The sequence below is a fragment of the Microbulbifer discodermiae genome (genome assembly GCF_040742695.1).
Lineage (GTDB): Bacteria > Pseudomonadota > Gammaproteobacteria > Pseudomonadales > Cellvibrionaceae > Microbulbifer.
Window position 1 is genome coordinate 1 of sequence record NZ_JBFLAB010000022.1, and the last position, 14,853, is coordinate 14,853.

5 protein-coding genes are annotated in these 14,853 nt (G+C 55.0%); all 5 read right to left on the reverse strand.

Features of this window, described 5'->3' with window-relative positions:
* Positions 1 to 128 precede the first annotated feature (128 nt).
* Positions 129 to 857 carry an energy transducer TonB gene (locus AB1S50_RS09835; RefSeq protein ID WP_367150451.1) on the reverse strand — a complete coding sequence of 243 codons (729 nt, stop codon included), beginning with the start codon at positions 855 to 857 and terminating at the stop codon, positions 129 to 131.
* Positions 858 to 1,332: 475 nt separating this feature from the next.
* Positions 1,333 to 8,970, reverse strand: a complete 7,638-nt coding sequence (locus tag AB1S50_RS09840; protein ID WP_367150452.1) for a hypothetical protein — start codon at positions 8,968 to 8,970, stop codon at positions 1,333 to 1,335.
* Positions 8,971 to 9,252: 282 nt separating this feature from the next.
* The gene (locus AB1S50_RS09845; protein WP_367150453.1) at positions 9,253 to 9,570 is read right to left on the reverse strand and encodes a transposase; all 318 of its coding nucleotides are present in this window, start codon (positions 9,568 to 9,570) and stop codon (positions 9,253 to 9,255) included.
* Between the two features lie 266 nt (positions 9,571 to 9,836).
* A complete protein-coding gene (locus tag AB1S50_RS09850) occupies positions 9,837 to 10,421 on the reverse strand; it encodes a tetratricopeptide repeat protein (protein WP_367150454.1) in 585 nt (194 codons plus the stop codon).
* 9 nt (positions 10,422 to 10,430) lie between these two features.
* Positions 10,431 to 14,837, reverse strand: coding sequence for an RHS repeat domain-containing protein (locus AB1S50_RS09855; protein WP_367150455.1), 4,407 nt, complete (start codon positions 14,835 to 14,837; stop codon positions 10,431 to 10,433).
* Positions 14,838 to 14,853: the final 16 nt, after the last annotated feature.

A 14,853-nucleotide genomic window follows, 5' to 3' on the forward strand; every position in this document is an offset into this window, starting at 1 on the left:
CAAAACAGCGTTTATGACCTGTATATTCGGTATTTTGACGTTACCTCGCTGTAAAGGCAGCAGGTGTTCGATAATTTTGAATTGCGATTTTGTGATTTCCATAAACGCAGATTTTATCAAAATTAGTGTTAACAGGCCCTAGTAAGCTGCTTGGTTCTGACTTTAACGCTAGCCCCCTCTAGCTTATAGGTGTATATAGTTCTATGGTTATAAATCGGCTTTCCATCCGCTGGTCGTTTATATAAATCGCGCTTAATGGCTTTTACGCTTGCTTTTGTGAAGTCTTTACTTGTGGATCTGGTTGCAATAATATCGCGGGGGTAGCCTTCAGGAGAAATGGTAAATTCCATATGAACGAGCCCCATTCGACCAGAGCTGAGCTCAGATGAAGGATATCGTGGTGTAGTTTTTTTGATAGGAGTGGTTTCCGGGACACAATCTGCATCACTTAGGGGTTTGGGAAAGATATTATTTTCAATCTCGGAAACATTATAGATAGTATTTAATTCGACAAATAATTGCTCAGCCTCAATTCTTTGAGCTTCATCAAACTTTGCAAATATAGATTTGGCAACATGCGAAAAATTTTCGTCACCAACTCCATCGTTCGCGATTCGCATCAGAACATAGGCTTTAACCGGATTTTTTACCACAGATTCCCCGCGGTAATACATAACACCAAGGTTAAATAAAGAGGATCTGTCTCCAATAGCAGTAAGTGCTTCGAAGGCTGTTTTTGCCTCATAAAATTTCCCAGTATTATATATCTCCATGGCTTTATCAAAGTTGGCATGAAGTAAAGGCGAGAAAAATAAAATTTTCAGCAGTAGTATAAAATAAATAAGTGGCTTAAACATCTAACAAAAACTCCCCTTATTTTGATTACAGCTTCTTTAACCAATGCGCTGAAGTGAAATTTAATCTTGAAGTAATCCTTATACAGGTAGCGTTTCAAATACTCGCCCACGGAGTGGATCGCCACCTTGATAATAGCCTCATATTCAGCCAACTCCATGAATAGCTTTGCGGACCAAAAGTACAAAACTTTTTTCACCTGACCCGCGCTTTTTCTGGACTCAACTCCTTTAACAGGCTCCGCTCCCACTGAATGAGTTCACCCGCATATCTGGGAGGGGAAGGGTCAAAGCTTGGAGTCAAACGCCACAAGATTGAAGTGATTGTCACGAAGTTATGGCAGCTTGCGTGAGAGCCTGTGCGGGCAGCAGCTACTACCGAGCATACAATGAAATATCCGCCATGTCACTCTTAGCAAGGTCAAGCCCAGCAAAATCGGTATTAACAACCTGGCAACTTACCTTAGTTGCCAGGTTGTTACTGCCAGGCGTTCTCCCGGGCGGTGCCTAGAACCGATTGCTGCGTCGCAGTCAGGCTGATCACACCACTGGTTGGCACGCCCATCGCCGTCATCAGGTCCGCAAGGGCGGGGATATTGGCGATTGGCAGCCGGGCTCCCGATGCCGTGGCAATGGTTTCAATGGCATTCTCGCTTGACTGCCAGTCGCGCACCTGAATTTTTTCCGTGCCGGCAAGCAGATAGATATCCAGGTGATTGCCGTTGATGACCAACCAGAGATCCTCCGGTGCTATTGCACCCTCAAGCAATAAAATATCCGCGGGGCTATTGCCGCTATCCGCGATGACATCCAGGCCATCGCCGCGGGCAAACAGATAGTTGTCATCGCCGGCGCCCCCCCTGAGGGTGTCACTGCCCTCGCCGCCGCGGATAGTGTCCCCAGCATTGGAACCTATAATGGTGTCATTGCCTTTTTCCCCACTGATTTCCTCTATGGAATCCAGCAGAGTGGTGGAGAAATCCAGGCTATTGTTGCCTGTAGTCCCCTGGATTTTATCCACACCCCCAAAGCCGCGAATGGCTTCCACGGTGGCAGTTCCCGAATAGGCGGACAGGCGGATCAGGTCATCGGCGGCGGTCCCATGCACTTCATCGCTGCCCGCGCCACCGGAATAGCGGTCGTAGCCGGTGTCTCCCGGGGTGACCAGGAAAATATCATCGCCACTCTCTCCGTAGAGGTTGTCGCTGCCGATGCCGCCCTCGATGACGTCATTCCCCACGGAGCCGTAGATGGTATCGTTGCCGGAAGCGCCCTTGATCGCCGCAATATTGATCAGGTTGGTATGGCGGAAGTCCAGGGTGTTGTTGGCGGTGCTGCCAATAATGGTGTTCACGCCCGCCTTCCCGTCGATCACCTCAACAGTGGCGCTGCCGGAGAAAACACTAAAATGAAATGCATCATCCGCATCTCCGCCCCGCAGGGTGTCGACTCCGCCTCCCCCTTCATAGCGGTCGTAACCGCTATCGCCCGCGGTGAGCAGAAAAGTGTCATCGCCACCATTGCCGTACAGCGTATCGCTGCCCATACCTCCGGCGAGCAGATCGCCGCTGGCGGAACCCTTTAGGGTATCGTTGCCTGCGCCCCCGTCAATCAGCGCAATGCCATTCAACTGTGTCGCGCTGAAGTCCAGAGAGTTGTTGGCACTGGTACCTAGGATGCGATCTTCACCACTGCCGCCATCTATCTCCTCCAGAATATTGGCACCGGTAAAGTTGCTGAAAATAAAATCATCATCTCCATCCGTACCCAGCAAACGATCGTGACCCTGACCACCACTATAGGTATCCACCCCCCTGTCCCCTTGGGTAAATACAAAGGTATCGTCGCCGTCGCCGCCGGACAGGTAATCGCTTCCCGGGCCGCCGATAATGGTATCCGCCCCGCTGGTACCGTAAACGGCATCGTTGCCGGCGGCACCATCAATCCGGGCGATCCCCACCAACTCGGTGGCAGAAAAATCCAGGGTGTTATTGGCATTGGTGCCCACTATCTTGTCGCTGCCACCCCGGCCGTCGATCACCTCCACCCTGGCATCTCCGGCAAACACGCTGAAGGTGAAAATATCATCGGATGCGGTACCCATCAGAGTATCGCGCCCCTCGCCACCGCGATAGGTATCAGCGCCGGTATCCCCGGGGGTAAGCCGGAAAATATCATCGCCACCCTCACCGTAGAGATTATCGCTGCCAAGGCCACCCTCGATCACATCGGCACCAGAGGAACCGTAAATCAAATCATTGCCGGCAGCACCGTCGATCAATGTAATCCGGGCCAGCTCGGTGCCGCGAAAATCCAGGCTATTGTTTGCACTGGTGCCCTGAAGTGTATTGGTGCCGGCGCCACCATCAATTAACTCCACGGTGGCCGCACCGCTGAATACAGAAAATTTGATCTGGTCGTCGGTGTCACCCGCCAGCAGCCTATCGAAACCCGCGCCCCCATCAATGCGGTTAACGCCTGTATCCCCCTCACCCAGAACAAAGGTATCGTCACCGCCACTGCCATAGAGATTATCGGAACCGGCGCTCACCATAATCCGATCCGCCTGCTGGCTACCGTATACCGTATCGTTGCCGGCACCGGCATCGATCGCAAAAATATTGTCCAGCTGCGTATCGGAAAAATCCAGAGTGTTATTGGCGGAGGAACCGAGAATCCGGTTGTTGCCACCGGCACCGTCGATAATTTCCACCCGCGCATCACCGCTGAATACACTCAGGCGGATTTCGTCACCCCCAGAGCTACCCAGAATTCGGTCGCTGCCCTCGCCGCCGCGATACTGGTCAAATCCGGTATCACCCGCGGTCAGCAGAAAGACATCCGCACCGCCATTACCGTACAGCACGTCGGAACCGACACCGCCCTCAATCCTGTCCACCGCGGCGGAGCCGTAAACAGTGTCATTGCCCGCAGCAGCATCGATGCGTTCGATGGACAGCAAGCGGGTGTTGGTAAAATCCAGGGTGTTATTGGCGGAGCTGCCAATGATCCGGTTGTCGCCACCATCCCCATCGATCACTTCCACCGTCGCTGCACCGGAAAAAACGCTCAAGCGGAAGATATCATCGCCGGGGCTGCCCAGCAGCCAGTCGTCCCCTTCACCGCCACTGTACACATCAAAACCGGTATCACCGCCGGTCAGCAGAAAACGGTCATCGCCCCCTTCGCCATACAACCTGTCGCTGCCCAAACCACCGACAATTTCATCCGCGATACTGGAGCCATAGAGAGTGTCGTTGCCCTCCGCCGCATCCAGACGCGCAATATTCAGCAGGCTGACACCGCGAAAATCCAGGGTATTGTTGGCCGAAGTGCCAATGATCCGGTTGCTACCATCACCACCGTCTATGGCTTCCACCCGCGCATCACCGCTGAATACACTAAAGCGGAACCAGTCGTCCCCCTCGGCACCGATCACCCGGTCGAAACCGGCCCCGCCGCTGACACGGTCTGCGCCCGAATCCAGACCGCTGATATAAAAAATATCGTCGCCCGCATTACCGTAGAGGTTGTCGCTGCCGCTGTTGCCAATAATCTTATCGCTGCCGGGACTGCCATAGATGGTGTCATTGCCTCCCAGGCCATCGATAAAGGCGATATTCAGCAGTTCGGTGTTGGAGAAATCCAGGGTGTTGTTGGCACTGGTTCCGTAAATGGCATTGTAGCCGCCGGCACCATCAATACGCTCCACCGTGGCACTGCCACTGAACACACTGATACGGATACTATCGTCGCCGCTGCCCCCCAGTATCTGGTCGAATCCCTCACCGCCGTCGAAGCGGTCAGCGCTGCCGTCATTGCCCTCCACAATAAAGGTATCGTTACCGCCCTGGCCATAGAGCGCGTCGGCACCGCTGCCGCCGATAATGACATCATCGCCGTCTCCGGCATAAATGGTATCGTTACCGCCCTTGCCATCGATGGTATCCGCGCGCTCTGTCCCCTGCAGGGTATTATTGCTGTTATTGCCCTCCACATTGGTCATGGAGTCCCCCGGCTCTATGCTCCAGGAGAATTTGGCAAAATCCAGCGGCTGCCCGGCGGGATGGCGGATCACCAGCTGCTCGTTGCTAAAAGCACTGCCCTGCGCTGCAATACCGGTAAACGTCAGACTGCCGCCACTGACAACAGTGGCGGAATAGTTCAAGTCCGGTGAAGGCAACAGAGTGAGGCTTGCGCTGGCATCCACCAGGCCCGGACCGCGGTTGTCCAAACCTACCCGGTAGCTGGATTCCAGCTCCGCACCGCCGTTGACCACCACCTGGTCCACCGGGGAATACTCACAGATAAACAACAGCTGGCCAGTGGCTTCATTGTCCCGGTTGATCAGGCCGACACTATCCAACAGCTGTCCGCTGTAGGCTGGATCATCGCTCTGGGACGGCTGGAATATCAGGCTGTAACCACTATCCCCATCCACCAGGCAATCATCCAGACCCAATAACTGAATGGTCTGCGGGGTCTGCCAGTTATCTGCGGTAAACTGCAGATAGGGGTCGCCGAGAAGCTGCGCTTCGGTGCTGTCCGACACCGACATATTCAGGGTCAGGCTGGTGCCCGCCTGCAGGGCCTGTTCCAGGTTGACTTCCAGTGCGACCACACCGGTACCCGCTTCATCGGTCTCCAGCGCCGTGAGCGCCTGCACGCGAATGGGGTTGCTCCGCTCGGGCACCTCGATGATGCAGCAGCCACTGGCGGTTACGGTAGTTTCCCCATCGCTGATTTCCACCTCCAGGGTGTAGTTGCCGGCGAGCAGACCGGATACATCCCAGCGGTACTGGTCCGCGGTGCCGTCCTCGTCTTCGGCAATACCTCCGGCAATCAGGGTTCTGCTTCCGCCCTCGTACAAATAGTAAAGGGAGATACTGGCATTGCTGTCCGGATCGCTGTCCTGCCACTGAATCAGCAATTCCGCTTCACTGACGGTAACCGCGCTATCGGGCAATACCAGGGTGATCTGCGGCGCATCGTCAATGCCATCTTCATTGATAAAGAATCCATTGACGGCACTCCAGCCGCTGACACCCCCCCTGGCATCCTCGGCGCGGACACGCCAGAAGTAATGACTGTTGTCGTTAAAATCGAACGCCGGAGTCCACTGGGTACCTGCCTGTACCTGGCTCGCCACCAGCAGGGTCAAATCCCCATCGGAAAACACCTCGAAACGGTACTGCACCGTATCCCCGTCGGGGTCGGTGACCGGGTTCACTTCAAACAGCGGGCGCAGGCTTTGCACCACAGCCCCGGATCCAGGGTTTTGCAGACTGGGCAGCGGCGGCGCTGTGTTGTCCGTATCCACGGTAAAGCTGGCGCCGACCCACTGGCTCTCCACTTCGCCATCACTGACTTTGGCGCGCCAGTAATAGGGAGTGTCCTCCTGCAAGCCCTCCGCGATCCAGCGGGTCTCATCCTGCCCTTCGCTGACCGGGCCGGAAACCAGTTTGTTGTCGCCGTCGAAGCCGGCCCGGGTATCCAGCTCAAAGTAATAGGTGAGGGGCTGCTGCTCCGGGTCGGCGCCGTTGGACAGGCGCAATTCCACTCCGTTATTGGCCAGCCAGGCGGACACAGTACCAGTGGGGAACAGCACAGAGGGCGCCGCGGGTGCGTGATTCAGACCACTGACCAGGAAAGAGCCCAGGGCACTCTCGGTCCGCGATCCGTGTTCATCCTGCACCCAGGCCTTCCACAGGTAGGCACTGTCTTCCGCCAGGGGATTCGGCACCTGCCAGCGGACCTGGAAATTGCCGCCGGGAAGAAGACCGGAAACCTGGGCGCTGGGATTGTCCAGATCGGATTCGTGGAACAGCTCGAAACCATAGGTGAGCGCATCCCGGTCCACATCGAAGGCGTGGGCCACAATCAATTCCGGGCGGGTATCCTCCACTATGGCGTCCCGCTGGGGAGCTTGGATCGCGGGCGCGCTGGGGGCGTCGTTGGCGGTATTGATAAAGAAGCGGCTGGTCTCCCAACGGGAGGCCACAGGGACATCGCCGCTGCCGGCTTCCACCCGCGTAATCGCGCGGGCGCGCCAGTAATAGAGGCTGTTATCCTCAAATGCCCGACCGGGCAAAAGGTCATCAGCGACCACCGCCCAGAGGGTGGAATCAGCCCCCTCCTCGACGGTTGAGCTGGCGACCGGCGTCAGCATGGCCTCGTCGGCATAGACTTCGAATTCATAGGCGACAGACAAATCCGCGGCGTGCGCGCCGTTGGTCACCGTGAGTTGCGGCAGCAGTTCCACGGCACCCGCGAGTATTTCCCCATCGAACAGCGGGCTGGTCAGCTGCGGCGCCCCTGGGGCCACCTCCGGCACCGTGGGATCGCTACCGGCCTCCTCCTCCTCGGCATCAGTGCGGCCATCCTCGTCATAATCACCGCTGCCATCGCGGTCCAGGTTGCCGAAATGTTCCATTTCCCAGGCGTCGTCGAGGCCATCACCATCGATATCCGAGGCGGGATTGATCGTCAGATTGACGCTGCGGCTACTGGAAAGAACGCCATCGCTGGCGGTAAAGGAAACCACATAATCGCCCGCCTGACCGATGGACGGCGCCCAGCGGAAAATTCCAGTACCGTCACCGCCGTCGGCAAAAACGGCCCCGGAGGGCAGGCTGCTGGCGGCCAGTTGCGGCACGGTCCCGTTGGGATCCGAGGACTGCACCAAAAAGCCAACCTGGCCGCCTTCATGGCCGGTGCGGTCCAGAATTGCCTGGATTACCGGTGCCTGGGGCACTGCCACCGAATCGACAAACTGCAACGTATAGCTGTCGCTGCCGTTGAAATCGAAAACATTGATAAAATAATCAAAATCCACCTTATTGGCGGCGCGTTTTTTCGACAGCCAATAGTTATTGCTATTCAGTACACGGCCATCATCCCCTGTCACCCCCTGTAATACTTTTGCACCGGCATAGGGGTCGCTGACCTGGATATAACCAAAACCCTCTGCAGCGCTGCCACTCAGGGTCCGGGCACCGCCGCTTCCGGAGCCCAGGGAATAGGACAGGGTGGTAACCTCTGCACAGCTGCGGCACAGGGCCAGGTCCGCACCGGTATTTTCACTTTCGTAGAGGGTCAGATTACCGTCACCGCCATAGGCGAGATAGTCCAATACCGAATCCCGCCCCGGCAGATCCACCTGCACATCCCCGACCAGCAGGTGGGCATGGGTGGCATCGATTAGTGAGGTCAGTTCACCGCCCAACTCATCGGCATGGGTAAAGCTGGCGGCGAAATCGGTAAACTGCCCGGACAGTGTGGATTCCATCACCCAGCGCCCCGCCTTCATGGCCTGGGGCTCTATATCGCCGAAATTGATCAACAGGCTTGGGCTTGCGGGCTGATTTTCCACAAAGCTGCTGGTGATGGCGAAGTCGATCGCAAGGCCCTGCTCATTGTCCACTATCCGCGGCTGGGCGGATTCGATATTCACCGAGCGCGCAGTGCCGTAGCCGTTATTATCGATACGCACGCCCAGGGTATAGGGCTCCGGGGGCTCGATTTCTGTAGTGAAGGCATCGTCCCCCACCACCTGTTCGGTGAGGAAATAATCCAGGGTCAGCAGGGGCTGGGGTTTGACCACAATGGAGTCCGGCGCCACCTGCACCACTTCCTCCTTGCCCCCATAGGCATAAGACAGGGTGGCCCCGACAAAAAACAGCTGGCCATTGTCGGTCTCTCCGGCGGCATTGGCGGTGGGTACGATCAGCCAACGGAATTCCCCCACCTTGCCGGCGGGGATTTCGCCATCGGTCACAGCGCCGTCCTCGCCGATTACCAGGGCACCGATATTGCGGGTGTCATCGATACGGATAAAGAATTCCGCGTCGCTGGCGGAACTGTCGGAGGTGGCCGTGACCCGGTTGCCCTCGGCATCGGTAAAATCCACCGTTATGGCGATATCCTCGATGGCAAAGGTATCCAGGCTGTTGGTGATACGCATGATGGCCTCAAAGCCCTGACGCTCCAGTGTCAGCTCCTGCAGTATCTCGATCCGCACTTCCGCGCAGAGAGCCTCCTCCTGAGCTGTAGCGATAGCAGGCACACTCAGTGCGCAGATCCAAAATGCCGTCAGTATTCCCCAACGCTGCAACATGTTTTCTGTTCCTAATTGTCGTAATGCTTTCATTTAATTATTTGTTCGCCAGGCTGCCATAGCAGCCCGACGTCAATCTATTTCCATTTGCAGCCTGCCGGGCCGGCGATGTTCAATCCTAAGCCCTACCCTGCGTTCGATCTCATCTGCAGACCGGCGGTTGCCAGTAAGCTGGTTGCGAGACCAGACCCCATTCAAGAAAACCAGTTCGTCAGACGACACGCCGGCTTTCACAAATTCTTTATACGCTGCCAACCGCTCGGCACCAGTGCGCCCGAGCCTCTACAGCTCCGGGCGGCTGTCGAGTAAACAGCTCAAATCAGCCCCAACCCGCTCGCGATAGCTGGACCACTTATATTGTCGTGGCCCGCGCACCATCCCGGCGCGCACCGGGTTCAGCTCGATATACCGACAACAAGCCAGAAAATACGACTCCGCCTGCACCACACTCGCCTTGAAGCGCCCTTCCCACAGAGACCCCCGACGACCCTCCAGCTTGTTCACATAAGCCGCCTGCCGACCGGCAATCCGCTTCATCAACAGTGAAATCGATTCCGCCCGATCCCCCGGCCCCACCAGCAGATGAACATGGTTGGTCATCAAACACCAGGCTTACAGCTTGATTTCCAACTTATCCTTCCATTCGAACAAGTTGTCCCGGTAATACTGATAATCCTCATCCGCGAGACTACTTAGTTATTTTGGCGCCTCACGATTGTGCCCACGCTGCACAACGTGATGTGGCATATTCGCCACCAATATTCGTGCCTTACTTGGCATAGCTCTTCTCGAGCCTTCCCGGCGTCACTCCCTGCCTTGTTTATTTGGGCGTCTTAAATAGATCTGTCCCCTTTACCGATTGCGCATTATGACTTGATGATCAACCAAATTATGATAGAAAGTAGTATTGCGACTATCGTCCCTCCCAACAGAAGAGGCCTTTTCGCATCACCTAACACACCGACTTTGAATTGCTCAACCTCTTCACCAGTCAACCTACCGTCAACCACTACACGCATACATTTTTCACGGCAATTTCCCCCAGCATTCACCGCGGAAAGGTACCAAGAAAAGGCTTCATTAAATTTCGAGTTTTCTCCTTCCAAAATCAAGTCGCCAATAGCCTCCATACACTCAGCATCACCACCATCAGCACCAATCCGAAAAAAATTTACAGCCTTCTCCTCATCCCGCTCTACATACGCACCCTCAAGATAAATAGATCCCAAATGGAAGGCGGCCCCGCTTTCACCTCGTTCCAATGCATTACGAAAATAACTAATAACATCTCGTGAATATAGCGGATCCCCATCTGCCCAATCATCCAATAGTGAGGCGTAAACCATCATTCCCTCAGAGTTCCCCGAGTCAGCAATTCGCCTTACCTCCAGAAGAACGCGCTCTTTATCACCAACCTCAAACTCTTCCTCGAGCTCTTCCAAAGTTTTCATTTTTTCGCCTCACTTCCCTCTATTCTTCTTACGGGATTTCTGCTGCTCTTTCCTTTTCTTCTTCCTAGAATCCTTCTGATCCTTTCTCTTCTTTTTACGCTTAGTTTTTTCTGGAGAGGGGAGCCCATCTTTGTTTTTTCGCTTCAGCATTGGAGAAGCTTTATCCCATATTTTCTTAGCAGCTTTCAGATACTTCAAAGGATTGACGAATTCTTTTAGACAATACGCTGCACAGATCGCATTACCATCAAAATCGCCAACCGCACACAGTATCTTAGCCGCCAAGCCAGACAAACTAGCGTTCCCTTTACACTTTTGGAAGCAGTCAACGTAGGCAGCAGTATTTACCAAGAACAAGAACCAAAATGCTTCTCCGCTGGGGTCAGAAAAAGAAATAGGGTCCGAGTGAGCGTACAAATAAAAATTAACACCTCCATATAAACCAATAGGATCACTCTGAAGGTATCTACCGCCTGAAGAATCGTAATCCCGCATATAATTATGATGCAGTCCACTCTCTCCATCAAAATACTGCCCCGGAAACCTCAAATCATTCCCAACAACCCCAACCAAAACCTTAGCCTTACCAAAAGCCTCATACCGAGCCTCCCAAACCACAGCCCCAGACTTATCCACCATCCGCTGCGGCGTACCCAAATGATCATTCTGGTAGTAATAAACCTCCCCGGAGGCCACCCGCTGAAACAGCGGCTCGGTCATCCACGGCATACCCGGCTTGAAGTGGTACTCCTTAATCAGATTCCCACCCGCATCATATTCCGCAGCCATACCCTCTTCGTTGTAAAGAAAGTAAGTCGCGCTATCGGCCTGCTTGCGAATCCGCTGGCCGTAGGGGTTGTACTGGTACTTACCTACCGTCTGAGTATTTTTATCGACGGCGATCAGGCGTTCTTCGTGGTTATAGCGATAATCCCAGGTAACCCCACCCTGCACCTTCTGCGTGGTGTGACCATTGTCGTTGTACTGGAAGCTTGCCGGATCATCCCCGGTGATTCCCGTCAGTTGGTTGTGATCGTTGTATTCCAACACCTCAGAGGAGGTCGAAATAAATTCCGTCCCCGCAACCTCACCGGCCGCATAATCGGTTCGGTTGCCCACCCCGTCATACCCAAACTGCTCATCGTTTGCCGCATTGTCTAGCGGGTAATCGGCCTCGGTAAGCCGGTACAAATCGTCATAACCAAACGCATAAGCCCCATGCTCGGTGTCAATCCCCTTGATATTGCTCTCAAGGTCATACTCGTACACCGCAGTGGCCTTATCGTTACCGGCAGAGTCTTCCAGAATCCGCTCTTTTACCCGCAGGAAATCGTCGTAGGTCAGCGTGATCTTGTTACCACCGGGTAATAACAAGGTCTGTGGAGCCATCCAGTTAAAGTTGGTCCACGCCAGCTGCCCTTCCCCCGGCACATGTACTGCAGCCAGCTGATTATTCTTGTTGTAGTAGTAGGTATAGGTAATACCTTCCGGATTGGAATAGGTCTTCTTCAGACCATTGCCGTAGTAGCTGTAGCTGTAACTTTTGGAGAACGTAATTTCCGCAGCCTGCGCACCTTCTCCGTAATAATCCACCCACACGGATTCGAGACGATTGAGTGCATCGTAGGTATAGGTTTCCCCATGATGGACGATATCCGCGGTCGCATTGGCGGTATCGACACCGGGCTGCTGGGTATAGCCGGTGTACTGGGCCTTGGTGTTGTAGTGGTAATCCACCACCTTCACCGGTTGCGCATTGTCTTTATGCGCAAACACTTCCAGCTTGCTCAGGCGATTGGCGTCGTCATAGGAGTAGCCGCGCTTTTCCTGCTGCGGATTGATCACTTCCACCAGATTGCCGTTGGCATCGTAGTTGTAGACACGCTGCTTGTTGGTACCGATAAAGTCGTGCTTGGTCTCGGTTTTCAGTCGGTCGGCCTTGTCGTAGGTGTAGACCGTGAGGCGACCTTCAGGGTCTTGCACCTGCAACAGGTTGTCGCGGGCATCGTAGCTAAACCGGGTTTTCTTTTCCTCGCCATTGACCGGATCGATAATCGCCACCAGCCTGTTCAGCGCGTCATACTGGTATTGTTCAGTGTTCGCCAGGGCATCGGTGTCGCTGGTCAGGTTTTGCCCCAGGTCATAACCATAGGTGCGCAGGTACTCCAGATTGTTGGCGTTCTGCTTGCTCTGCTCGATACGATTGCGCTTGTCGTAGCCCAGCCCTTCGGCGTAGGTGGGGTACTGGATTTTAGAAAGTAGATTCTGCTGGTAGCTGTACTGGATGCGGTTCTGCTCGCCATCCACCAGGGCCTGCAAGCGGTTCTGGCCGTCGTATTCCAACCCGATGCTCGCTCCCTCGGCATCCGTGACAGTGACCAGTCGATTGCCCTTGTCATACGCCAGGGCCAGTTGATTGCCACTGTCGTCGGTCACACTGCGCGGCAGGCCGGCAGCATTATTAATGATATGCAGGCTGCTGCCACTGGCATCGGTGACCTTTACCAGGTCGCCGGCAGCGTCGTACTGGTAGCTGTAACCCTGGCCGTAGGGATTGAGGTCGGACAACTGGTTGCCCACCGCATCGAATTCGCGGATCCAGGTATTCAGGCGCGCATCCAGTACGGTGTGCGCGTAGCCATTAACATCGTAATCCTGATATTCGGTGACTTCCTGCTCGGGACTGACCATCCTGGTGACGTTTCCGTGGGCGTCGTATTCCCAAGTGGTAGTAGCCAGGGCGGTATTGCCAGCGGTGGATTCACCGGTAATCTGGCTGAGTACTTGTCCGTACTGGTCGTAGGTATAACGGGTGATTCGCTGTTCTGAAGTGCCCACGGCTTCGGTCAATGTCAATAGATTGCCGCGCTCATCGTATTCGTATTCGGTAATCACGCCCCGCTGGTCTTTTTCGCGCAGGGGCAGGGTCAGCCTGGTATTCCACTCTGTCGTGGTATCGCTGCCATCGGCATATTCGGTGCGGGTGACATTGCGAAAGGTATCGTAATAGCGCTTGGTTTGCAGACCGCGGGCATCGGTGGTGATACTGCTGACCAGCCGCACCGGGTCATTATTGGCACTGAAGGAGCCACTCCCGCCACCACTGCGAGCTGCACCTGTGAAGCTATAACGGTCGGCCAGGGACGCGGCGGTATTATTGCCCGAATACTGATATTCAATCGTATATTGCAGTTCGCCGCCAATGGACTGTTTGATGGGCATGCCGGCTGCATCATGCCAGGTTTCGGTAATTACGCCGGATTTGTCGCGCCTGGTAAATATATAGGTTTTCGCCTGGCGGTCGTAACTGTGGCTATAACTGATACCGGCTCCGTCGGCATTTTCAGAGCCACTGATATCGCCATCGGCATTGGTGGAATAAGTAATAATACGGCCATTGGGATCGGTCAGGCTTTTCAGGGTGCGTTCACCATCCGAAAGGGTGCGGTACTGGTAGGTCCAGTTATGGCCGCGCATATCGGTTACAGCAACCAACTGACGGTAGTTGAGGCTGTCCGCACTGTCTTCGCCGTAGTGATAGATCACTGTGCGGCCGGTGTAGTCTTCCAGTTTTTCCAGCACATAGGTGGAGGCGGTTTCCCCATCCACCTGATCCTGTAATTCGCGCCAGTGGTAGCTAATTACGGTATTGCCGTGATGGTCTTTAACGGATTTAACCCGTCCGCCCTCATATTCCAGTGAGACGCGAACACCATTTCTGTCCTCGTAATAAGCCAGGCTGCCCGCTTCATAAAAAGTCAGGTTGCCCCTTCTGTCCCGCCAGGTGTAGTTGTTATCCTGTTTGGTAATGGTAAACAGGAGCTGCGCGTGATACTCATCGCCAACGGGTGTGGGACAGCCAAAACCAGCGAGAAACTCTTCCGGGCGATAGGACTGACCATTGCGAAACAGGTAGTGCTCATAGGGCAGCTTGCAGCTTTCTGTAGGAACACTCTGCCGGGCGGCCAGGCCAAAGCGCCCACCTCCGCCACCACCGGACCTGAAGGCGCCTTTGCCGAAGTGCCGCAGGGCAGCTATGCGGGCCTCGCTTTCGGCGGTATTCAAATCGGCCTGTTGCCGGGCATCCAGCTGGGATTTGTATTCGCTGTAGGTAAGAATCGGGTTCCAGCGGCTGTTCCACTCCCAACCACTGCGGGTCCAGCGGCGAGTCATGCGCACATCGCCACCGAGCACTTTTACCCGCATATCCTCCATGTCTTCCCGATTGGCGGAATTCACCGCCCTCGGTGCGGCGCCATCGCTGTTGATTCCCGGCCTGGCCACAGCCTGGGGAGTGCCCAGTAAGATGCAGAGGCAAAGTGTCGCTGCCAGAGCCAGGGGGATTGGTATTGCGCCGCCCTTGCCCTTCAAGCCTGCCGCTAATGCCTGTGCGGATGCCCCGGTAAAAAATTGCATGGTAGTTTCCTGGTCT